Annotated in this window: 16 protein-coding genes, 2 tRNA genes, 3 rRNA genes and 1 pseudogene; 10 read left to right on the forward strand and 12 right to left on the reverse strand. The window is 65.4% G+C overall.

The window, feature by feature from the left end; all coding sequences use genetic code 11:
* Window positions 1-163: 163 nt before the first annotated feature.
* The 5 genes from rrf to ACFOM9_RS07985 all read right to left on the reverse strand — a co-directional run bounded on the left by rrf (window position 164) and on the right by ACFOM9_RS07985 (window position 5,360).
* Window positions 164-277 (reverse strand): 5S ribosomal RNA (rrf, locus tag ACFOM9_RS07965).
* Between the two features lie 178 nt (window positions 278-455).
* Window positions 456-3,336, reverse strand: a 23S ribosomal RNA gene (locus tag ACFOM9_RS07970).
* A gap of 208 nt (window positions 3,337-3,544) precedes the next feature.
* Window positions 3,545-3,621, reverse strand: a tRNA-Ile gene (locus ACFOM9_RS07975).
* A 17-nt stretch (window positions 3,622-3,638) separates the two neighbouring features.
* A tRNA-Ala gene (locus ACFOM9_RS07980) sits at window positions 3,639-3,714 on the reverse strand.
* 101 nt (window positions 3,715-3,815) lie between these two features.
* Window positions 3,816-5,360: ribosomal RNA gene (locus ACFOM9_RS07985) — 16S ribosomal RNA — on the reverse strand.
* The 16S, 23S and 5S rRNA genes sit together here with 2 tRNA genes alongside, the layout of an rRNA operon.
* A 593-nt stretch (window positions 5,361-5,953) precedes the next feature.
* Here ACFOM9_RS07985 and ACFOM9_RS07990 point away from each other — a divergent pair.
* Both ACFOM9_RS07990 and ACFOM9_RS07995 read left to right on the forward strand, forming a co-directional pair.
* Window positions 5,954-6,412, forward strand: a complete 459-nt coding sequence (locus tag ACFOM9_RS07990; protein ID WP_386708679.1) for a DUF192 domain-containing protein — start codon at window positions 5,954-5,956, stop codon at window positions 6,410-6,412.
* Between the two features lie 49 nt (window positions 6,413-6,461).
* Window positions 6,462-7,304 carry a SirB1 family protein gene (locus ACFOM9_RS07995; protein WP_386708682.1) on the forward strand — a complete coding sequence of 281 codons (843 nt, stop codon included), beginning with the start codon at window positions 6,462-6,464 and terminating at the stop codon, window positions 7,302-7,304.
* 21 nt (window positions 7,305-7,325) lie between these two features.
* Here the strand turns inward: ACFOM9_RS07995 and ACFOM9_RS08000 are convergent, their stop codons facing one another.
* Complete coding sequence (locus ACFOM9_RS08000; RefSeq protein ID WP_386708685.1) at window positions 7,326-7,556, reverse strand: rubredoxin; 231 nt, start codon at window positions 7,554-7,556, stop codon at window positions 7,326-7,328.
* A 35-nt stretch (window positions 7,557-7,591) separates the two neighbouring features.
* Between ACFOM9_RS08000 and thiE the strand changes: the two are divergent.
* The 5 genes and pseudogenes from thiE to ACFOM9_RS08025 all read left to right on the forward strand — a co-directional run.
* Window positions 7,592-8,236, forward strand: a pseudogene (thiE, locus tag ACFOM9_RS08005) (thiamine phosphate synthase); the annotation flags it as partial.
* A 203-nt stretch (window positions 8,237-8,439) separates the two neighbouring features.
* Window positions 8,440-9,729 carry a glutamate-1-semialdehyde 2,1-aminomutase gene (gene hemL, locus ACFOM9_RS08010; protein WP_386708688.1) on the forward strand — a complete coding sequence of 430 codons (1,290 nt, stop codon included), beginning with the start codon at window positions 8,440-8,442 and terminating at the stop codon, window positions 9,727-9,729.
* An 89-nt stretch (window positions 9,730-9,818) separates the two neighbouring features.
* Complete coding sequence (locus ACFOM9_RS08015) at window positions 9,819-10,670, forward strand: ion transporter (protein WP_386710939.1); 852 nt, start codon at window positions 9,819-9,821, stop codon at window positions 10,668-10,670.
* Window positions 10,670-11,287 (forward strand): HAD family hydrolase, encoded by a 618-nt coding sequence (locus tag ACFOM9_RS08020; protein ID WP_386708691.1) that lies wholly within the window; start codon window positions 10,670-10,672, stop codon window positions 11,285-11,287. The genes ACFOM9_RS08015 and ACFOM9_RS08020 overlap by 1 nt, the downstream gene beginning before the upstream one ends.
* A 4-nt stretch (window positions 11,288-11,291) precedes the next feature.
* Window positions 11,292-12,416 (forward strand): trans-sulfuration enzyme family protein, encoded by a 1,125-nt coding sequence (locus ACFOM9_RS08025; RefSeq protein ID WP_386708694.1) that lies wholly within the window; start codon window positions 11,292-11,294, stop codon window positions 12,414-12,416.
* Window positions 12,417-12,508: 92 nt separating this feature from the next.
* Here ACFOM9_RS08025 and ACFOM9_RS08030 read toward each other — a convergent pair whose 3' ends face one another.
* Both ACFOM9_RS08030 and ACFOM9_RS08035 read right to left on the reverse strand, forming a co-directional pair.
* On the reverse strand, window positions 12,509-13,327 hold the full coding sequence (locus tag ACFOM9_RS08030; protein ID WP_386708697.1) for an SDR family oxidoreductase: 819 nt from the start codon (window positions 13,325-13,327) through the stop codon (window positions 12,509-12,511).
* 124 nt (window positions 13,328-13,451) lie between these two features.
* Window positions 13,452-14,111, reverse strand: coding sequence for a serine/threonine protein kinase (locus ACFOM9_RS08035; protein WP_386708700.1), 660 nt, complete (start codon window positions 14,109-14,111; stop codon window positions 13,452-13,454).
* Window positions 14,112-14,359: 248 nt separating this feature from the next.
* On the opposite strand from ACFOM9_RS08035, the gene ACFOM9_RS08040 reads away from it, so the two are divergent.
* Window positions 14,360-16,381, forward strand: coding sequence for a VTT domain-containing protein (locus ACFOM9_RS08040; RefSeq protein ID WP_386708702.1), 2,022 nt, complete (start codon window positions 14,360-14,362; stop codon window positions 16,379-16,381).
* On the opposite strand, the gene ACFOM9_RS08045 is transcribed toward ACFOM9_RS08040, so the two are convergent.
* From ACFOM9_RS08045 to ACFOM9_RS08055, 3 genes are all read right to left on the reverse strand, one after another.
* Window positions 16,357-16,932, reverse strand: coding sequence for an LON peptidase substrate-binding domain-containing protein (locus ACFOM9_RS08045; RefSeq protein ID WP_386708705.1), 576 nt, complete (start codon window positions 16,930-16,932; stop codon window positions 16,357-16,359). The genes ACFOM9_RS08040 and ACFOM9_RS08045 overlap by 25 nt on opposite strands.
* Before the next feature lie 84 nt (window positions 16,933-17,016).
* Window positions 17,017-18,522: a UDP-N-acetylmuramate:L-alanyl-gamma-D-glutamyl-meso-diaminopimelate ligase gene (gene mpl, locus ACFOM9_RS08050; RefSeq protein ID WP_386710942.1), complete on the reverse strand. Its 1,506-nt coding sequence runs from the start codon at window positions 18,520-18,522 to the stop codon at window positions 17,017-17,019.
* A 251-nt stretch (window positions 18,523-18,773) separates the two neighbouring features.
* The gene (locus tag ACFOM9_RS08055; protein ID WP_386708708.1) at window positions 18,774-19,352 is read right to left on the reverse strand and encodes an adenylate kinase; all 579 of its coding nucleotides are present in this window, start codon (window positions 19,350-19,352) and stop codon (window positions 18,774-18,776) included.
* 118 nt (window positions 19,353-19,470) lie between these two features.
* Here ACFOM9_RS08055 and ACFOM9_RS08060 point away from each other — a divergent pair, with 118 nt between their 5' ends.
* Window positions 19,471-20,727 (forward strand): 6-phosphofructokinase, encoded by a 1,257-nt coding sequence (locus tag ACFOM9_RS08060; protein WP_386708711.1) that lies wholly within the window; start codon window positions 19,471-19,473, stop codon window positions 20,725-20,727.
* A 221-nt stretch (window positions 20,728-20,948) separates the two neighbouring features.
* Entirely contained in the window at window positions 20,949-21,260 is a 312-nt protein-coding gene (locus tag ACFOM9_RS08065; RefSeq protein ID WP_386708714.1) for a hypothetical protein, read from the forward strand.
* 313 nt (window positions 21,261-21,573) lie between these two features.
* On the opposite strand, the gene ACFOM9_RS08070 is transcribed toward ACFOM9_RS08065, so the two are convergent.
* Window positions 21,574-22,074, reverse strand: coding sequence for a hypothetical protein (locus ACFOM9_RS08070; RefSeq protein ID WP_386708717.1), 501 nt, complete (start codon window positions 22,072-22,074; stop codon window positions 21,574-21,576).
* Between the last annotated feature and the right edge of the window lie 337 nt (window positions 22,075-22,411).

The following is a 22,411-nucleotide window of genomic DNA, read 5'->3' on the forward strand; positions in this document are numbered from 1 at the left end:
CTGGCATCCACTACCATCCACCCCGGACTCTAAATCGCCCCGCTACTAAAAGCGGGGGGACGTCGGCTCCTGGCCGAACGTAGCAGCAGAAATAGCTACACCGATTTCAGAAGAACAAAAAAGAAACCCCGCAGCCTTGGGCTACGGGGTTTCGGGGTAAAGACCCTGGCAATGACCTACTCTCGCATGCTAAATACACACTACCATCGGCGCGTGCGCGTTTCACTTCCGAGTTCGGGATGGGATCGGGTGGTTCCACGCAGCTATTGTCACCAGGGAGAGGGTGGAGGGTCGCGAAGCCGATCAATTGGCCTTAGTAATGCGCACACGCTCTCGTTGGTTGCCTCGGAACAAGCCCATGTAGCGGCTTGCCGTTGGCGAATAAGTTGGGACGTAGCGAAACTGTTTGGGTCGAACATCGACGTGTCGTCGAGTCCAAGGCCACTTGAGGTTATATGGTCAAGCCACACGGATCATTAGTACAGGTTAGCTCAACACATTGCTGTGCTTACACACCCTGCCTATCAACCACCTAGTCTTGATGGTTCCTTTAGGGGGCTTGTGCCCCGGGAGATCTCATCTTGAGGCGCGCTTCCCGCTTAGATGCTTTCAGCGGTTATCGCTTCCGAATATAGCTACCCGGCAATGCCACTGGCGTGACAACCGGAACACCAGAGATTCGTCCACTCCGGTCCTCTCGTACTAGGAGCAGCCCCTCTCAAATCTCCAACGCCCATGGCAGATAGGGACCGAACTGTCTCACGACGTTCTGAACCCAGCTCGCGTACCACTTTAAATGGCGAACAGCCATACCCTTGGGACCGACTACAGCCCCAGGATGTGATGAGCCGACATCGAGGTGCCAAACACCGCCGTCGATATGAACTCTTGGGCGGTATCAGCCTGTTATCCCCGGAGTACCTTTTATCCGTTGAGCGATGGCCCTTCCATACAGAACCACCGGATCACTAAGTCCTAGTTTCCTACCTGCTTGATCCGTCGATCTTGCAGTCAAGCACGCTTATGCCTTTGCACACAGTGCGCGATGTCCGACCGCGCTGAGCGTACCTTCGAGCTCCTCCGTTACTCTTTGGGAGGAGACCGCCCCAGTCAAACTACCCACCATACACGGTCCCCGACCCGGATTACGGGCCCAGGTTAGAACGTCAAGCACGACAGGGTGGTATTTCAAGGTTGGCTCCACCCCAGCTAGCGCCAGGGTTTCACAGCCTCCCACCTATCCTACACAGACGAACTCAACGTTCAGTGTAAAGCTATAGTAAAGGTTCACGGGGTCTTTCCGTCTTGCCACGGGAACGCTGCATCTTCACAGCGATTTCAATTTCACTGAGTCTCGGGTGGAGACAGCGCCGCTGTCGTTACGCCATTCGTGCAGGTCGGAACTTACCCGACAAGGAATTTCGCTACCTTAGGACCGTTATAGTTACGGCCGCCGTTTACTGGGGCTTCGATCAAGAGCTTCGCCTTGCGGCTGACCCCATCAATTAACCTTCCAGCACCGGGCAGGCGTCACACCCTATACGTCCACTTTCGTGTTTGCAGAGTGCTGTGTTTTTGATAAACAGTCGCAGCGGCCTGGTCACTGCGGCCCCTCTCAGCTCAGCTACGCATGTAGCCACCAAAAAGGGCGCACCTTCTCCCGAAGTTACGGTGCCATGTTGCCTAGTTCCTTCACCCGAGTTCTCTCAAGCGCCTGAGAATTCTCATCCTACCCACCTGTGTCGGTTTACGGTACGGTCTGCATAAGCTGAAGCTTAGGAGCTTTTCCTGGAAGCGTGGTATCAGTCACTTCGCTCTAATGAGCTCGTCTCGGTGCTCGGAATAAAGGATCCCGGATTTGCCAAAGATCCATCCCTACCTCCTTTCCCCAGGACAACCAACGCCTGGTAGACCTAACCTTCTCCGTCCCTCCATCGCACTTATGCGAGGTGCAGGAATATTAACCTGCTTCCCATCGACTACGCATTTCTGCCTCGCCTTAGGGGCCGACTCACCCTGCGTCGATTAACGTTGCGCAAGGAAACCTTGGGCTTTCGGCGTGCGGGCTTTTCACCCGCATTATCGTTACTCATGTCAGCATTCGCACTTCCGATACCTCCAGCAGACTTCTCAATCCACCTTCAACGGCTTACGGAACGCTCCTCTACCGCGCATCACAAAGTGATGCACCCCAAGCTTCGGTTTACCGCTTAGCCCCGTTAAATCTTCCGCGCAGACCGACTCGACCAGTGAGCTATTACGCTTTCTTTAAAGGATGGCTGCTTCTAAGCCAACCTCCTGGCTGTCTGTGCCTTTCCACATCGTTTTCCACTTAGCGGTAATTTGGGACCTTAGCTGTGGGTCTGGGTTGTTTCCCTTTTCACGACGAACGTTAGCACCCGCCGTGTGTCTCCCGGATAGTACGTGCTGGTATTCGGAGTTTGCCATGGTTTGGTAAGTCGCAATGACCCCCTAGCCATAACAGTGCTCTACCCCCAGCAGTATTCGTCCGAGGCGCTACCTAAATAGCTTTCGAGGAGAACCAGCTATCTCCGGGTTCGATTAGCTTTTCACTCCTAATCACAGCTCATCCCCGTCTTTTGCAACAGACGTGGGTTCGGGCCTCCAGTTGATGTTACTCAACCTTCACCCTGGCCATGACTAGATCACCCGGTTTCGGGTCTACTGCCCGCGACTATGCGCCCTTATCAGACTCGGTTTCCCTTCGCCTCCCCTATACGGTTAAGCTCGCCACGAACAGTAAGTCGCTGACCCATTATACAAAAGGTACGCAGTCACTCCTTGCGGAGCTCCTACTGCTTGTACGCACACGGTTTCAGGGTCTATTTCACTCCCTTCACCAGGGTTCTTTTCGCCTTTCCCTCACGGTACTGGTTCACTATCGGTCGGTCAGGAGTATTTAGCCTTGGAGGATGGTCCCCCCATGTTCAGACAGGGTTTCACGTGCCCCGCCCTACTCACTTTTCATCATTCCGGCCCTTTCGCATACAGGGCTGTCACCTTCTATGGCCAGTCTTTCCAGACTGTTTTGCTAGAACCGGAATAACTTTTGGGCTGCTCCCCGTTCGCTCGTCGCTACTGGGGGAATCTCGGTTGATTTCTTTTCCTCCGGTTACTTAGATATTTCAGTTCACCGGGTTCGCTTCCATGAGCTATGTATTCACTCATGGATACTCCTTGCGGAGTGGGTTTCCCCATTCGGACATTGCCGGATCAAAGCTTGTTGCCAGCTCCCCGACACTTTTCGCAGGCTGCCACGTCCTTCATCGCCTCTGACCGCCAAGGCATCCACCGTGTGCGCTTATTCGCTTGACCATATAACCCCAAGTCGCCTCAGGGTTATCGCTTGCGAATAGATACGACAACTTCAAATGTAGGGCCTCTAGGGCCCCGCCTTAGCCTCTACGACACGTATGGACATTCGTCTCAAACGCTCGCTACGTCCCATTTTTTCAAAGAACAGGATCCCGGCCACAATGCCGGAACCCAATCAGATCTTTGTGTGCGCTATTGACATCCAGGATGGTGGGTCTGGGAGGACTCGAACCACCGGCCTCACCCTTATCAGGGGTGCGCTCTAACCACCTGAGCTACAGACCCAATGCTTCATTGCCAGTTGGTGGAGCCAGTCGGGATCGAACCGACGACCCCCTGCTTGCAAAGCAGGTGCTCTCCCAGCTGAGCTATGGCCCCAAAAGGGGTCGGTCCCCCGGCGATTCGCCGTGGAACTCCTGGATGCAGGTCACTTGTGCGGACGTCTGACAAGCACATGCTGTGCCTTGTCTTACATCTCTAAAGGAGGTGATCCAGCCGCACCTTCCGATACGGCTACCTTGTTACGACTTCACCCCAGTCATCGGCCACACCGTGGCAAGCGCCCTCCCGAAGGTTAAGCTACCTGCTTCTGGTGCAACAAACTCCCATGGTGTGACGGGCGGTGTGTACAAGGCCCGGGAACGTATTCACCGCAGCAATGCTGATCTGCGATTACTAGCGATTCCGACTTCACGGAGTCGAGTTGCAGACTCCGATCCGGACTGAGAGAAGGTTTCTGGGATTGGCTTGCCCTCGCGGGTTCGCAGCCCTCTGTCCTTCCCATTGTAGTACGTGTGTAGCCCTGGCCGTAAGGGCCATGATGACTTGACGTCATCCCCACCTTCCTCCGGTTTGTCACCGGCGGTCTCCTTAGAGTTCCCACCATTACGTGCTGGCAACTAAGGACAAGGGTTGCGCTCGTTGCGGGACTTAACCCAACATCTCACGACACGAGCTGACGACAGCCATGCAGCACCTGTGTTCTGGTTCCCGAAGGCACCCCCCGATCTCTCAGGGGTTCCAGACATGTCAAGGCCAGGTAAGGTTCTTCGCGTTGCATCGAATTAAACCACATACTCCACCGCTTGTGCGGGCCCCCGTCAATTCCTTTGAGTTTCAGTCTTGCGACCGTACTCCCCAGGCGGCGAACTTAACGCGTTAGCTTCGATACTGAGAGCCAGATTGCTCCCAACATCCAGTTCGCATCGTTTAGGGCGTGGACTACCAGGGTATCTAATCCTGTTTGCTCCCCACGCTTTCGTGCCTCAGTGTCAGTGCTGGTCCAGGTAGTCGCCTTCGCCACAGATGTTCCTCCCGATCTCTACGCATTTCACTGCTACACCGGGAATTCCACTACCCTCTACCGCACTCTAGCCTGCCAGTATCCAATGCAATTCCCAGGTTGAGCCCAGGGCTTTCACATCAGACTTAACAAACCACCTACGCACGCTTTACGCCCAGTAATTCCGAGTAACGCTTGCACCCTTCGTATTACCGCGGCTGCTGGCACGAAGTTAGCCGGTGCTTATTCTTTGGGTACCGTCATCCCTACCGGGTATTAGCCGACAGGATTTCTTTCCCAACAAAAGAGCTTTACAACCCGAAGGCCTTCTTCACTCACGCGGTATGGCTGGATCAGGCTTGCGCCCATTGTCCAATATTCCCCACTGCTGCCTCCCGTAGGAGTCTGGACCGTGTCTCAGTTCCAGTGTGGCTGATCATCCTCTCAGACCAGCTACGGATCGTCGCCTTGGTGAGCCTTTACCTCACCAACAAGCTAATCCGACATCGGCTCATCCAATCGCGTAAGGTCTTGCGATCCCCTACTTTCACCCGAAGGTCGTATGCGGTATTAGTCCCGGTTTCCCGAGGTTATCCCCCACGACAGGGTAGATTCCGATGTATTCCTCACCCGTCCGCCACTCGCCACCCAGGGAGCAAGCTCCCCTGTGCTGCCGTTCGACTTGCATGTGTTAGGCCTACCGCCAGCGTTCACTCTGAGCCAGGATCAAACTCTTCACTTAAGTTTTGCGGCTTTCGGTCCCGAAGGACTTTGGCCAATTTCTTGAGTGCAGTCGTCGTCACCGAGCTCCAGAACCACTCGCTTGCAATTGCTTGCATTTGAATTGATTTGGAGACTCTGTTACGAACGCCCTGCAAATGGACAGTCATCCACCTGCCAGACGCCCGCACAAGTCACCTGCGCACACTGTCAAAGATCCTGGAAGCGGCCTCAGCGCCTGCTTCCGTTGTCGCCGCGACTTTCGTCGAGGTGAGCCGCCCATGATAGCGCGGTTTCTGCTTTCGTCAACACCCAATTTCGAGGTTGATTTCAGCGCCCTTTCAGTTTTGGCCCGAAGGCCTTCCCGTCTGGGGAGCCGCACATTCTAGCGCGGTTTCGGAGGACGTCAACACCTTGTGAAGCGTATTTTTCGTCCTCTCCGTCAGGTCCTGCCGGCTTGCGCCGACCGCTCCTTGGCGGGGCGCGCATTGTGCATGGGCCGTGAGGAATTTGGAAGGGGGACGACGACTTTTTTTGCGTTGCCGGCCTTGACGCCCGCTCCCGGCCTGCCCGAAGGTGCCGCAAGACCCTTTGCAAAGACGGCGGACCCGACCGATGCGATCCATCCACGTTCTCGCCCACCTGGCGCTCTGCGCTTCCAGCCTGCTGGCCACTGCCTGCGCGAGCGGCAGCTGGGTCGAACTCGACGGGCACCGCTACGAGGTGGAAATCGCCGACGACGACGCCGAGCGCGCCCGCGGCCTGATGTTCCGCGACGAACTTCCCGCGGATCGCGGGATGCTGTTCATCCACGATGCCCTGGAGCCACAGGCCTACTGGATGAAGAACACCCGGATCCCGCTCGACATCCTGTATTTCGACGATCAGCGCCGGCTGGTATCGCAGCAGCGTGACGTGCCGCCATGCTCCGCGGGCGACCGCTGCCCTCCTTATCCCAGCGATGCGCCGGCACGCTATGTCCTGGAACTCAATGCGGGCAACGCTGCGCGGATGGGCCTTGTGAACGGCGTGGAGCTGCGTTTCGGCCCCGGGATTCACGCTGGCGACGACTGAATGGGCGTTCGCACTTGCGACGTGCATGGGCGCGGCGCAGGCTTGCCGCATGCGTGACCGCATCGCACTTCCCGACTGGAACTCGCTCGCCAGGCTCGACGACGCATCGCTGCCGCTGCTTGGCACCGCGCTGCTGATCGCGCGCGACGAATACCCCGATCTCGATGCCGGCCAGTACGACGCCCTGTTGCAGGGCCACGCGGCCGGCATGCGCGACGAGATCGACGCGATCGGGCATTGGGCGCTGAAGATGCGGGCGATCAACCGACACCTGTTCGAGGAGCTCGGCTACGCCGGCGACCACGATCGCTACTACGACCCGCGCAACAGCTACCTCAACGAGGTGTTCGAGCGCAGGCGCGGCAATCCTCTCTCGCTGGCGCTGGTGCAGATGGAGGTTGCGCGCAGGCTCGGCGTACCGCTCGACGGCGTGTCGTTCCCCGGCCACTTCCTGGTGCGGTTGCCGGTGGACGACGGCGTGCTGGTGATGGATCCGTTCAACCGCGGACGCCCGCTCGATGTCGACGAATTGCGCCAGCGTGCGCGCCCGCACCTGGGCGGCGACGCGCCGGATGATGAAGCGCTGTCGCAGATCCTGAACCCGGCGTCGCACCGCGCCATCCTCATGCGCGTGCTGCGCAACCTGCACGGTGTCTACAGCGAAGGCGGCGACTGGGAGCGCGCCACACGCAGCGCGGATCGATTGCTGAAACTGTCGCCGAACGATGCCGACGCGCTGCGCGATCGCGGCCTGGGCTACCTGCATATGGGCCACAACAGCGGCGCACGCGCCGATCTCGCGCGCTACCTGCAGCTGCATCCGCGCGCCCGCGACGCGATGAAGGTGCGCGCGAAGCTGGTGGAACTCGGCGGCGCCGGACGCGTCAGCTGACCACGCCCGGGTCAGCGGGCTTCAAGCCAGCATCATCTCGAAGTCGTCCTTGGTCACGCCGCAGTCGGGGCATGTCCAGGTATCCGGGACGTCTTCCCAGCGCGTACCGGGGGCGATGCCTTCTTCGGGCAGCCCGACCGCTTCGTCGTAGATGAAGCCGCAAACGACGCACATCCAGGTGCGGTAGGCGACGGCGGTCTCGTTCATCGGATAATGGTGGCCCGGCGGGGCGTTCGGTGCGGAAAGGCGCATTGTCCCACCCCGCGCCCCCGCAGGAAACCGCGACGATGAATTCCCGCTGGCCGCGCCGCGGCGAAGCCGCAGCAGGTCCCGCCCCGCGCGGTCTGTACCTGATCACGCCCGACGACGACGACACCGCGCGTTTGGTGGCGCGGGTTGGCGAAGTCATCGGGCTCGCGACGCTGCTGCAGTACCGCAACAAGTCCGCCGGTCGCGCGCTGCGGCAGGAACAGGCCGGCGCGCTGCTGCAGCTGTGCAGGGAGGCCGGCGTGCCCCTGCTGATCAACGACGACTGGCAGCTGGCCGCACAGATCGGTGCAGACGGCGCGCATCTGGGCGAAGCCGACGGAGCCCTGCGCGAAGCACGGCAGGCCATGGGCGACGACGCCATCCTCGGCGCATCGTGTTACGACGACCTGGGCCTGGCCGAGGCCGCGGCCCGGGATGGTGCGAGCTACCTTGCCTTCGGCGCGTTCTTCGCCTCCCCGACCAAGCCCAAGGCGCGCCGCGCCACGCCGGGCCTGCTCGCGCAATCCGCGCGCTTCGGGCTGCCCCGGGTGGCGATCGGGGGCATCACCCCCGACAATGCAGGATCACTGGTCGATGCCGGCGCCGACCTGCTCGCGGTGATCAGCGGTGTGTTCGAGGCCCTCGATCCGGTGGCAGCGGCGCGAGCCTATCTGGCGTGCTTCAAGGGTGGCGAGCGTGTCCAGCCCACCGATCCCTTGCGCGCAGGAGAAGCCGGCCTCGCATCGCAAAGGGCATCGCTTCGGGAACAAGGCATCGCAGCTGAAACCCCTCCTGCAAGGAAGGAACTCCTGCAAGGACACGAAAGCCAACTGGCACAGGACGCCGCGCCCGCGCGCAGCGCCATGAAGGACGGAGAAGACCACACATGAATACAGATCGCTCCCAGGCCCTGTTCGCCCGCGCGCAGTCATTGATGCCCGGAGGCGTCAACTCGCCGGTGCGCGCGTTCAAGTCGGTCGGGGGCACGCCGTTCTTCGTGCAGCGCGCGGAGGGCGCGCACCTGTTCGACGTCGACGGCAACCGCTACATCGACTACGTCGGCTCTTGGGGCCCGATGATCGTAGGCCACAACCACCCCGCGGTACTCGACGCGGTCCTGCGCACCGCGCGAGACGGGCTGAGCTTCGGCACGCCCAATCCGCTGGAAGTGACGATGGCCGAAGCCATCGCGCGACTGGTGCCGGGCTGCGAGATGGTGCGGATGGTCAACTCAGGCACCGAGGCGACGCTGTCGGCGATCCGCCTGGCGCGCGGCGCCACCGGGCGCGCGCGCATCGTCAAGTTCGAGGGCTGCTACCACGGCCACGGCGACTCGTTCCTGGTCAAGGCCGGCAGCGGCGCGCTGACGTTCGGCGTACCGACTTCGCCCGGCGTGCCCAAGGCGCTGGCCGACCTCACGCTGACCCTGCCCTACAACGACTTCGACGCCGCGACCGCGCTGTTCGAAGAATGCGGCGACGACATCGCCGGGCTGATCGTCGAACCGGTGGTCGGCAATGCCAACTGCCTGCCGCCACGCGAGGGTTTCCTGCAGCATTTGCGCGAGCTGTGCACGCGGCACGGCGCGCTGCTGATCTTCGACGAGGTGATGACCGGCTTCCGGGTTGCGCTGGGCGGCGCGCAGGCGCGGTTCGGCGTCACGCCCGACCTGTCCACCTTCGGCAAGATCATCGGCGGCGGCATGCCGGTGGGCGCGTATGGCGGCCGTCGCGAACTGATGCAGCAGATTGCGCCATCCGGCCCGATCTACCAGGCCGGCACGCTCAGCGGCAATCCGGTGGCGATGGCGGCCGGGCTGGCGATGCTGGAGCTGATCCAGGCCCCCGGCTTCCACGCCGACCTAGAGCGCCGCACGAACGCGCTGTGCGACGGCCTCGAAGCCGCTGCCGGAGAAGCGGGCGTAGCCCTGACCACCAACCGGGTCGGCGGCATGTTCGGGCTGTTCTTCAGCGACGAGAAGGTCGACACCTACGCCCAGGCGATCGCCTGCGACAGCGCCGCCTTCAACCGCTTCTTCCACGCCATGCTCGAACGCGGCGTGTACCTGGCGCCGTCGGCGTTCGAAGCCGGCTTCATGTCCTCTGCGCACGACGACGCGACCATCGCGCAGACGCTCTTTGCGGCCTACGAGGCATTCGCGGTGATTGCACCTTGAAGACACCGCCGCTCGACGGGCGGGAACAGCGGCAGCGGGATGCCCCTGGCACCCCTCGGGCCACGGCCGGCCTCGACGAGCACGCGAGCCTGTTCGAACGCGATTTCCTGCCGGGCAGCGACCGCGGCTTCCGCAACAGGTTCTATCGCCTGGCGTTTCACCACGACAGTCCGGGCGAACGCAACTTCGATCTGTGGTTGATCGTCGCCATCCTGGCCAGCGTTGCGGTGGTGATCCTGGATAGCGTCCCGGGCGTGAAGTCGCGCTGGCACGAAGCGCTGTATGTCGCCGAGTGGGTATTCACGGTGCTGTTCACGATCGAATACGCGATGCGCCTCTGGGCCGTCCGGCGACCGCTGCGCTATGCCACCAGCTTCTTCGGCATCATCGACCTGCTTGCGTTTCTTCCCACGTACCTGTCGTTGTTGTTGATCGGCAGCAACTACCTGACGGTGGTCCGGGTGCTGCGCCTGCTACGCGTATTTCGCGTCCTGAAGCTGGTCGAATACTCAAGCGAAGCGGGACTGCTGGTGGACGCCCTGTTGCGCAGCCGCCGCAAGATCTTCGTCTTCATTTCCACGTTGATGACGATCGTGATCATATTCGGCGCGCTGATGTATGTGATCGAAGGGCCCGAGCACGGCTTCACCAGCATCCCCACCGCGATGTACTGGGCGGTGGTGACCATGGCCACGGTGGGCTTCGGGGACATCGCGCCAATAACCCCGCTGGGAAGGCTGATCACCTCGGTGCTGATCCTCATCGGGTACAGCATCATCGCCGTCCCCACCGGGATCTATACCGCCGAACTCGCCAGCTCGCTACGGCCGAGGCGGCGCAACGTTCGCTGTACCGAGTGCAGTCTGGCCGAGCACGAGGTCGACGCCTGGCACTGCCGCCGCTGCGGCCGCTGCCTTCCCGATGAGGCAGCCGGAAGCTGATGGCGCTGCCGTCGCTGGTGCTGTTCGACCTGGACGGCGTGCTGGCCCATTACGACCACGCCCCGCGCCTGGAAGTCCTGGCCCGGCGTAGCGGCGCCAGCGTCGAAGCGGTCTCTCGGGCGCTGTTCGAATCCGGGCTGGAGCGCGACGCCGACCTCGGCCTGCACGATGCGCAGGGTCAGGTCGACGCGTTCGCAAGCCTGCTGGGCCTGCCGGTCTCGCTGGACGACTGCGTCGCCGCGCGCTGCGCCGCGATGCGGGCCGACCCTGAGGTGCTCGCGATCGCCGAACGCCTTGCGCGGCATGCGCAGGTCGCGATCCTGACCAACAACAACCTGCTGCTGCGCGACCACCTGCCGACGATCTGTCCGCCGCTGTTTCCGCTGTTCGCCGGGCGCGTGTTCTGCTCGGCGCAGTTCCGGCTGGCGAAACCCGATCCGGCGATCTTCCAACGCTGCCTCGCCGACCTTGGCACGACGCCGGACCGGGCCTTGTTCATCGACGACAAGCGCGAGAACGCCGACGGCGCCCGCCGCGCGGGACTGCGCGCGCACCATTACCGCGACCTGCCGACGCTGCGCGCGGCCTTGTGCCAATTCGATTTCCCTGAGGATTGACCCCATGCGCCTCGAAACCCTCGCGATCCACGCCGGCGGCGAAGCCGACGGCGCCACCGGCGCCGTGGCGCCGCCGATTCACCTGTCGACCACCTTCGAGCACGGGCCGGCAGCCGAGCGCTTGGCCGGCTACGAATACCAGCGCGAGGGCAACCCCACCAACGACCGCCTGCGGCAGGCCATCGCCGCGCTCGAAGGCGGCGAAGTGGCGCTGACGTTCGCCTCGGGGATGGCGGCGGCCAGCAACCTGCTCGAATCGCTGCCGCCCGGCACCCGCATCGCCATCCCCGACGACTGCTACACCGGCGTGCGCCTGCTGGCATCCGAGTTCCTGCCCGCCCGCGGTATCGAGGCCACGACGCTCGACATGGCCGATTCCGAGGCCGTGCGTGCAGCCTGTGCCAAGGGACTCGACCTGCTGTGGCTCGAGACCCCGTCCAATCCGCTGATGAAGGTATGCGACATCGCCGCGCTGGCAGGCATCGCGCACGCGCAAGGGGCGCTGGTGGTGTGCGACAACACCTTCGCCTCGCCAGCGCTGCAGCGTCCGCTGGCGCTGGGCGCGGACATCGTCATGCATTCGACCACCAAATATTTCGGCGGCCATAGTGACGTGCTCGGCGGCGCGCTGGCGTTCGCGCGCGCGGACGAGACCTTCCAGCGCGTCGCGCACCGGCTGCACGTCACCGGCGCGGTGCTGGCACCGTTCAGCGCCTGGCTGACGCTGCGCGGCTGCCGCTCGCTGCCGGCGCGGATGGCGATGCACTGCGCCAACGCGCGCCGGGTCGCCGACTTCCTCGCCGCGCAGCCGCAGGTGCGACAGGTCAACTATCCCGGCCTGGCGACGCATCCGGGACATGCGGTCGCAGCGAGGCAGATGCGCGACTTCGGCGGCATGCTCAGCGTGCAACTGCACGGCGGCCGCGACGCGGTGCTGGCGATGGCCGGCGCGCTGCGCCTGTTCACCAATGCCACCTCACTGGGGGGCTGTGAATCGCTGGTGGAGCACCGCGCCTCGGTCGAAGGGAACCATCCGACCTCGCCTCAGGACCTGCTGCGCATCTCGGTGGGCCTGGAACACCCCGACGACTTGGTGTCGGATCTCGAACAGGCGCTGCGCGCGGCCTGAGTCGCCCGCCGAGCGGCTACGCCTGCTTGCGGACGTGAGGCGGCGCGTCGGACGACGACGCGAAAGACGCGTCCCCCCAGCGCTTCAGGGCTTCAGTCCAGGAACAGGTCCGGAAGCAAGGGCAGCGAAGGATCGGCGGCGTAGTGCGCCAGATCGGTGATGCCGGCCTCGCGCAGGACCTCGTCGTCGATCAGGAAGTGGCCGCTGAAGCCCGCGGCAGGCTTGACCAGGATCGCGTGCGCGGCGTCGGCGAGGATCTCCGGCTTGCGCCCGTTGCCGCTGCTGACGCCGGGAATCATGTTGAGCGCGTCGGTCGCAATCAGGGTACGCGGCCACAGCGCGTTGACCGCGACGCCCTGCGGGCCGAACTCGCCTGCCAGGCCCAGGGTGACGAAGCTCATCCCCATCTTGGCCAGCGTGTAGCCGGTATGCGGCGCCCACCACTTCGGGTGCAGGGACGGCGGCGGCGCGAGCGTGAGGATGTGCGGGTTGGGTGCCTGCAGCAGGTGCGGCAGGCAGGCCTGCGCGCACAGGAAGCTGCCGCGCGCATTGACCTGCTGCATCAGGTCGAAGCGCTTCATCGGCGTGTCCAGCGCGCCGCGCAGCCAGATCGCGCTGGCGTTGTTGACCAGGATGTCGACGCCGCCGAACGCATCGACCGTGGCCGCGACCGCCGCGCGTACCTGGTCTTCTTCGCGGATGTCGCATTTCAGCGCCAGGCCCTGCCCGCCGGCGGCGGTGACGGCCTCGGCCGCGGTGTGGATGGTGCCGGGCAGCTTCGGATTGGGCACGTCGGACTTCGCGGCGATCGCCACGTTGGCCCCATCGCGCGCCGCGCGCACGGCGATAGCCAGGCCGATGCCGCGCGAGGCGCCGGTGATGAAGAGAGTCTTGCCGGTGAGAGTGGGCATGGTGCTTCCCGCAGTGATGGGAGCGGCTTCAGCCGCGAGCGTTGGTGGCCATGATGGCAAATGCTGGCGGCTGGGGCCGCTTCCGCAAGCGCGGACCCTCGATCCCCACGCTCGGCTCCCGTCCCTAAGGCTTGGGCCCCTGCCCCTCGTTGTCCTCCCACTTCAGGATTCGTCGCGTCACGAAGCGGTAGACCGGCTTGCCGGTGGCGAACCAGGCTTCGCGCAGCCACGAAGTGCGCTTGAGGATGCGCTGCTCGACCGGGGTGATTGAACCGGGACAGTAGGTGCGCTTGTGCTTGAGCAGGTGGCGCAGGTCTTCGCGCGCAAGCAGGCGCATCCAGCGCGAGCGCGGATCGCCAAGCACGGCGAGCTGGAAGTCGATCAGGGCCGGGCGGCCGTCGGCGAGCACCAGCCAGTTGGCTTCCTTGGCCAGGTCGTTGTGCGCCACGCCGCGGCGATGCAGTTGCTGCAGCAGCCGGCGTGCGCCGCGGAAGTAGTCCAGGTCATCGCGCGGCGGACGCTGGTACATCGCCGCCCCGTCGAGGTAGCTGCGGTCGAGGATGCGCCCGTCCCACCCGAGCAGGCGGGGCATCGCATCGAGCCCATCGGCACGCCGCAGCCCGCGTGCCTCGCGCCGCGCCAGCCACCAGGCAGGCAGGCGCAACCACCACGGGACATGCCCCAGGTCGCGGCGCACGAACACGCCCCCGGCATCGCGCATCAGCGAAATGCGGCCGAAGCTGTCGGACTTGAGGGCCTGGATTTCAACGGCATCGCGGATCATGGGTGGATTGTAGGGACTGCGGGCGGGCTGCATGTTCGCGCATCACGCCGTGCTCGCCGGTGCGCTCACGTGGCACGTGCGTTTCCCTGGATTTCCATGCCCCGGACTTCGAGCCTTCGCGCTCCGTGCGTAGTAGCGGAGGCAGCGGCCAGACCCTGCGGGGACGCCATGCGGACGCGCAGCCGAAGCGCCTCCGCAGGCCACCCGCCGCCAATCACGATTCATTGCCCGCCCCGTACAATCCGCCGATGACGAATGGATGGTTCGAGCAACTCGTCGCATGGATCGGCGCGCATCCAGTCGCCGCGGGGCTGGTGATCTTCGCGATCGCCTTCTGCGACGCGGTGATCGTGCTTGGCGCGATCGTGCCGGCGCTGCCGCTGCTGTTCGCGATCGGCGTGCTGATCGGCCTCGGCGAACTGTATGGGCCGTATGCGGTGGCATGCGCGGCACTGGGCGCCTTCGTCGGCGACGGCTTGAGCTTCTGGATCGGCCGGCGCTGGGGATCGCGGCTGCGCGGCGGGTGGCCGTTCGTGCGCTATCCGCAGTTGCTGGAACGCGGCGAGGCGGTGTTCCGGCGTAACGCCCTCAAGGGCATCCTGATCGCGCGCTATGTCGGTCCGCTCCGGCCCTTCGTGCCGGCGGTCGCCGGCATGGCGCGGATGCCGCTCAAACGCTACCTGCCGGCGAGCGCGTTCGCCGCGCTGACCTGGGCACTGCTGTTCCTCATCCCTGGCTGGCTGCTCGGGCAGGCCTACGACGCGGTGGCCGCGGTCGCCAACCGCCTGGCGCTCGCCATCGGCGGGCTCGTGGTGGTCCTGGCACTGGCCTGGGCCGCGGTGCTGTACACCTACCGATGGTTCGCGCGGCACGCCGACTCGCTGCTCGCGCGCGCGTTGCGCTGGACCCGCATGCATCCGCGCCTGGGACGCTACGCCGCGGCGGCAATCGATCCCAACCGTCCCGAATCGGCTTCGCTGCTGGTGCTGGCGGCATGCCTGCTGGCGATCGGCGTGGCCTGGTTCGCGCTGCTGGGCACGGTACTGATGCGCAGCGAACCGCTGGCGCTCGACCGCGCCGTTTACGAGGCGATGCTGGCGCTGCGCAATCCGCTCGCGGACCGGCTGATGGCCGGCCTGGCTTCGATCGGCGACGCGGTGGTGCTGGGACCGGCAATCGCCCTGACCCTGGCGTGGCTGCTATGGCGCAAGCGCTGGATGGCCGCGGCGCACTGGCTGGCGGCGCTGGCATTCGGCCTGGTGCTGACCGCGGTGCTCGGCGCGGTGGTGGACATGCCCAATCCGCCCACCGCGCCGGCCGGGTTCGGATTCCCGTCCATCTCGGTGACGATGACCACCATCACCTTCGGCTTCTTCGCCGTGCTCATTGCGCGCGAGATGCCCGGCCGACAGCGGGTCTGGCCGTACCTGGTCAGCGGCGCGGTGGTGGCGGTGCTCGGGTTCGCGCGGCTGTACCTCGGGGCCCACTGGCTCAGCGACGTGGTCGGCGGCATGCTGTTCGGCATCGTCTGGCTGCTGGTGCTCGGCATCGCCTATCGCCGCCACGTGGCGCGCTCGTTCTGGATGCGTCCGCCGGCGCTTGTGTTCTACGTCAGCTTCCTGGCCGCCGCGCTGTGGCACGCGCCGCTCGCGGTGGACACGCTGCTGGCGCGATTCGCGATGCCACCGCCGGTCGTGGCGATGAGCGCCGGGCAGTGGTGGGAGGGCGGATGGGCGAGCCTGCCCGCGCAGCGCAAGGAACACGACGCCAGCCAGCGCTGGCCGCTGGACCTGCAGATCGAGGGCCCGCTCGAACCGCTGCAGCGCCGGCTGCAGGCCAACGGCTGGGGCGTGCAGCCCCAGGCGGACTGGCTGGCGACGCTGCAGCTGCTCAACGACAACATCCCGCCCGAGCGCCAGCCGGTCTTGCCGGCGACGCTGGATACGGAAGCCGAAACGATGCTCTTGCGCCGGCCCGGCGACAGCAGCGGCGAAATCAAGCTGCTGCGGCTGTGGCGCGCGCCGGTGCAGCTGGCCGACGGTGGGCCGCTGTGGGTCGGCACGACGCAGGTGCTGCACTACGCCGAACCGTTCGGCCTGTTCGGCCTGTGGCTGCCCGACCCCGACACCGGCGTGGCCCACGACGATGTGCGCGAGGCCATGGCCGGGTTTGCGATGGAGCAGGCGCCGCATCCGCACACCGGCGTGGAAGTGCTGCGGCTGCGCATCCCCGCCGACGCGGACGCTCAGGACATCATGCCGAGCAACTGATCCAGCCGGGCGTGCGGGTCGTCTTCCTGCAGCAGCGACTGCCGCTGGGCATCGGTCAGCGGCAAGAACTCGGCCAGCCGCCAGCAGATCCACGCGGCATCGTCGAAGCGGGCGGCGGAGGCCTGCGCGTGCTCGCCGCCGACCTGGTCGAGGATGCGCTCCAGCACCATCGCCAGCAGTCCGTGCTGCGGTCGCAGTTCGTCCACGTCGAGGTCGCCGTGCCAGCCGATGTCGGCCACCAGCAGTCCGTTGTCGCGCACCCGCGTACGCCGCACGCGGAAGCGCCGCGCGCCGCGGACCTGGAGCGTCAACAGGCCGTCTTCGCCGGTGCCGAAGTCCTCGATCAGCGCCTCGGTGCCGAACGCGGCCGGCGTCGCCGGGCCGCCGGCTTCCCCCCCGTCGAGGATCAGGCAGATGCCGAAGCCGCCGCCGCTGCGCCCGCATTCGCGCACCAGGTCGAGGTAGCGTGGTTCGAACACGCGTAGCCCCAGCGCCGCGCCTGGCAGCAGGACCGTGTGCAGGGGAAACAGCGGCAGGGAGTCGGCGGACATCGGGCGCAGGCTATCGCAGTGGATGTCGGGGCGACGCAAACAGGTGCTTGTCCCCGAGAAACGCTGCGGCACCGCGGGGGTGCTTCAGCCTTCCGCCAGCGTCGCCAGGAACCGCCGCGGCGCGCCATCGAAGCCGCCGTTGGACATGAATACCACGTGGTCGCCCTCGCGTGCCAGTCCGCGCAGCGTGGCGACCAGGGCATCGGCGTCGGGCACGTCATGGCCTTCGCCGCGCAGCGCGGCGACCACCTTGTCCGCATCCCACGCCAGCTCCGGCCGATGCAGGAACACCACCACGTCGGCGCCATCGAGCGATGGCGCCAGCGCGTCGGCGTGCGCGCCCAGCCGCATCGAATTGCTGCGCGGCTCCAGTGCCACCACGATCCGGGCATCCCCCACCCTCGCGCGCAGGCCGGCAAGCGTCGTGGCGATGGCCGTGGGGTGGTGGGCGAAGTCGTCGTACACGGTGATGCCGCGCGTACCGCCGAGGATTTCCATCCGTCGCTTGACGCTCTGGAACCCCGCCAGTGCAGGAATGACCGAAGCCACGTCCACGCCCACCGCGTTGCACGCCGCGAGCGCAGCCAGTGCGTTCATCACATTGTGGCGGCCGAGCAGTGGCCAGCGCACCAGTCCGATTTCGCGCCCCGCGTGCAGCACCGCGAACGCACTGCCGTCCTGCTCGACCAGGCGCGCCGTCCAGTCGAAGGGCTTGCCGCCCACGGCCGCAGCCGGATCCAGCCCGAAGGTCTCCACCGGCGTCCAGCAGCCCATTGCCAGCACCTCGGCCAGGCGCGCGTCCTCGCCGTTGACGAGCAGCCGCCCGCGGCCCGGCACCGTGCGCACGAAGTGGTGGAACTGGCGCTGGATCGCGGCCACGTCCGGGAAGATGTCGGCGTGGTCGAACTCCAGGTTGTTGAGGATCGCAACCCGCGGCCGGTAGTGGACGAACTTGCTGCGCTTGTCGAAGAACGCGGTGTCGTATTCGTCCGCCTCGACGACGAACAGCGGACGGCCCGAAGCTGTCGGCGTCCCGCTGCGCCCCCCTTCCGTGACGGCGCCGGCTTTCGGCCCGTCGGTTTGTGCTTGGTCGCGCGCATGCGGAACCGAAGCGCCGGGAACTTGCCCGCGCCCGCCACCCAAACGCGCGGACGCGCCGAAATCCTCCGCCACGCCTCCGATGAGGAAGCCCGGCTCGCGCCCCGCGGCCTGCAGCAAGAACGCCAGGATGGTGGTGGTCGTGGTCTTTCCGTGGGTCCCGGCGACGGCCAGCGTGTCGCGGCCCGGCAGCACGTTCTCGCGCAGCCACTCGGCGCCGGACGTGTACGCCAGGCCTGCATCGAGCACGTGTTCGACCGCCGCATTGCCGCGCGAGAGCGCGTTGCCGATCACCACCTGGTCGCAATCGGCGGCGATGTTGCCGGGCAGGTAGCCCTGCTTCAGCGCGATGCCGAGGGTTTCGAGCTGGGTCGACATCGGCGGGTAGATCGCCTGGTCGCTGCCTTCGACGACATGGCCAAGTTCGCGCGCGAGCGCGGCGACGCCGCCCATGAAGGTGCCGGCAATGCCAAGGATATGGAGCTTCAAGATTGCGCGCCTCTCAACGAATGCCGGCTAGTCTGTCGCAACGGCTGCGGCATCGCAGGGCGGTCCTCGCCTGCACCTCACGGGAAACGCCACGGGCTGTCGCACGGGAAGGTTCACCAACGGCCGCAACAGAAGATGTCGGCAGCATGCGGCCAGCGCGCGCTGCGGCTCGGACAGAACGCCTGCGGTCCGGGCGTCCGCCGCCGGAGCAGCGACCCCGCATCCGAGTCGTTGCCCGCAGACGGCCAGCCATGTCAGCCGACCGCTTTCTCCGGCGCGATCGCCTCGACGATGCGGGTGAACACCTCGTCCAGCGACCCCACGCCGTCGACCACGGTCAGCTGGCCGTGGCTGAGATAGAACTCGATCACCGGCGCGGTCTGGCTTTCGTAGACCTGCAGGCGCTTGCGCACCGCCTCGGGCGAATCGTCGGCCCGGCCTTCGGCGGCCGCCCGGCCTGCGATGCGATCGACCAGCAGTTCCACCGGCACTTCGAGCTGCACCGCGTAATCCATCGGCTGGCCGATGCGCGTCAGCAGCGCGTCCATCGCGTCGGCCTGGGCCAGGTTGCGCGGATAGCCGTCGAGGATGAAGCCGCCGCGGGTGTCGTCGCGCGAGAAGCGGTCCTCGAGCATGCCCAGCAGGATCTCGTCGGACACCAGGTCGCCGCGCGCCATCACTTCCTTGGCCTGCAGGCCGAGCGGGCTGCCGGCGGCCACTTCAGCACGCAGCAGGTCGCCGGTGGAGATGTGCGGCACCAGCAGGTGCTCCTGCAGGCGCGCGGCCTGCGTTCCCTTGCCCGAACCCGGCGCACCAAGAAGTACCAGTCGCATCGATTGCTCCGAACGCTGAAAAGACGGGGCGCCGCGCGGCGTAGACTGCCCTCTGGCGCGGTGCCAACCGCGCCACTTTACCGTATCCCGGCCTCGACCCTTCTCCCGGACACGCCAGATGCCCCAAGGAACCCTGCTGTACGCCCAAAGCGGCGGCGTCACCGCCGTCATCAACGCCACCGCCTCGGCGGTGATCAACGAGGCACGCGCCCGCAAGGTCAAGGTGCTGGCGGCGCGCAACGGCATCCTCGGCGCACTGCGCGAGGAACTGGTGGACACCTCGAAGGAATCCGCCGCCGCCATCCGCGCCCTGGCCCATACGCCCGGCGGCGCGTTCGGTTCGTGCCGGGTCAAGCTCAAGTCGCTGGACGAGGACCGCGCGCGATACGAGCGGCTGCTGGACGTGCTGCGCGCCCATGACGTGCGCTGGTTCCTCTACAACGGCGGCAACGATTCGGCCGACACCGCCAACAAGGTGTCGAAACTTGCAGCCGAGTTCGGCTATCCGCTCACCTGCGTCGGCGTGCCCAAGACGGTGGACAACGACCTGGCGGTCACCGACTGCTGCCCGGGCTTCGGTTCGGCGGCCAAATACACCGCGGTCTCCGTGCGCGAGGCGGCGCTGGACGTGGCCGCGATGGCCGAGACCTCCACGAAGGTCTTCGTCTACGAGGCGATGGGCCGCCACGCCGGCTGGCTGGCCGCGGCCGCGGGGCTGGCCGGCAAGGGGCCGGACGACGCTCCCCACCTGATCCTGTTCCCCGAGCGGCCGTACGACGAACAGGACTTCCTCGACCGCGTCGAGAAAATCGTGGCGAAGGTGGGGTACTGCGTCGTCGTTGCCAGCGAGGGCATCCGCACCGCGGACGGCGGCTTCGTCGCCGATGCCGGCGGCGGCAAGGATTCGTTCGGCCACACCCAGCTCGGCGGCGTCGCCTCCTTCCTCGCCGGGCGGGTCAAGAACGAACTGGGCCTGAAGGTCCACTGGACCCTGCCCGACTACCTGCAGCGCTCGGCCCGCCACATCGCCTCGAAGACCGACCTCGACCAGGCCCTGGCCGTCGGCAGGGCCGCCGTGCAGTACGCGCTCGCGGGCCGCAACGCGACCATGCCGGTGATCGTGCGCACATCCGATGCCCCGTATCGCTGGAAGATCGAACCCGCGCCGCTGGAAAAGGTCGCCAACCGCGAAAAGAAGATGCCGGCGAACTTCATCCGCAGGGATGGCTACGGCATCACGGCGGCGGCCCGCCGCTACCTCGAGCCGCTGATCCGCGGCGAGGCGCCGCCGCCGTATGGGACGGATGGAATCCCGGCGTATGTGAAATTGAAGAACGTGCTGGTGAAGAAAAAGCTGGGGGCATGGGAGGGGTGATGTCGCGGAGCAATTCGTCGGCCGTGCTGCTGCCGTGGCCGTTAGCCGACGGCATCGCGGGGTGGGCGCTTGCGGCCGCTTGGTGTCGATCCGTTTCTCGTGCCAAATCCGAGCTGTCCAGTGCATGAAGATTTGCCGCGTTGTGCCGAACATTCATCCAGGCCAGCGCGCTGATATCGCCGCTGGCCAGACGGGACTTCACTCAACAGGTCCACAGCCCCATGGAATACCAGCTCGTGATCAAGTTCTGGCGCAAGTCGCTGGAAGACGAATCCTTCCTTGCGACGATCGAGGGCGAGTTGAAGAAAGCGCTGGGCGAAACGGCCGTGCTGGAGGGTTACGACGTCAGCGCCAAGGAGATCAACCTGTTCATGCTGACGGCTGATCCGCGTCATTCATTTCGACGCGCGAAAGATGTTCTGGAAGGTATGGGCGTTTCTCAGGGCATCTCAGCGGCCTTCCGCCTGGTCGGGGGCGCAAGCTTCACCTCAATCTGGCCCATGCGCGCCACTCGCAAGTTCGTGATTCCATAGCGCGCGGCCGTCTGACAAGTAGGCGCGCGCAAGCCGTCATCCAACGCCCTGGCCCGGGTGGAGCGCAGCGCACCGGGGTACCGAATTGTCGTGCCCCCCGGTGCGACCTTTGGCCTGACCGGCGTTACAACAGCTTCCGGAGGGCGGTTTCGCACGCGTCGCGGCCATCGCGCCGAGCATCAGCGGCCTTTCGCCTTGCCGGGCTACGAAAACGACCGAAGGCTTATTCCGGGCCGGTGTCTCCGATCATCATCCCGATATAACCGCGGGAGCAGCGGATCGATACCCGCTTCTACCCATTGGTCACGCCTGCTCAGTTGCAGGCCTTGCCCTCGACACTCATCGCCGCGGCGTACATCGGGATCGCCGGGATCTTGCCGGCGGCGGCGGTCTTCTTCGCCTCCTCCAGATAGATCCGCGACTGGCCCTGGCCGTCGAGCTTCTGGCCGACGTCCACGGGCTTGCGCCAGACGCGGACGACGGCCTGCTGCGATGGGCAGGCGGCGCTGGGGACCCGGATCAGATCGTTGAACTTCCAGCCCGAGGCTTCGGACGGCTTGGCCTTGGCCGCATCGACGAAACGCGCGCGCGGCTGGCAATTCTGGCTGGTGCGGACCACGGCGAACTTGTAGGGCTCCGCGGCCTGGCCGGTGAATGCGCCCTCGATGCGTGCACAGGCCTCGGGAATCTGGCGCAGCGTGTGCACGGCACCATTGGCCTGCGGCGTGCCCGCTGGACGGGTGATCTCGGGCGTCGGATCTGCGCCGAACGCAGGCAGCGCGACAAAGAGCAGGAAGGGGGCAATCAGTCGCATCGGGACGACCTCGGTGGCGGGAAACAGGTGGCAAGGCTGTCACGGGGCGGCTGAATCGACGCTCACGAGGTGCGGATCGGCGCACCGATGCGGATCGGCGCGCGGGCGGCGCTCACTCGATACGCCCGCTGGCCATTACGTAGCGCCCCGCCGCGAGCCGGAACTCGCGGCTCTTGTGGGAGCGGCTTCAAGCGCGAGCTTTGCGGGATTGTTGCGGTCATCGAAAACCTCGCGGCTGAAGTCGCCCCGCCCCAAAGGATGGCCCGAGGTGAGGGCGTTAAGCGATACCCGCCGCGTACTTCCGCACTGCAACATCCAGTCTCCCGACCCTATGCGA

The organism is Luteimonas notoginsengisoli (assembly GCF_042648885.1).
In the GTDB taxonomy this organism is placed as follows: Bacteria; Pseudomonadota; Gammaproteobacteria; order Xanthomonadales; family Xanthomonadaceae; genus Luteimonas; species Luteimonas notoginsengisoli.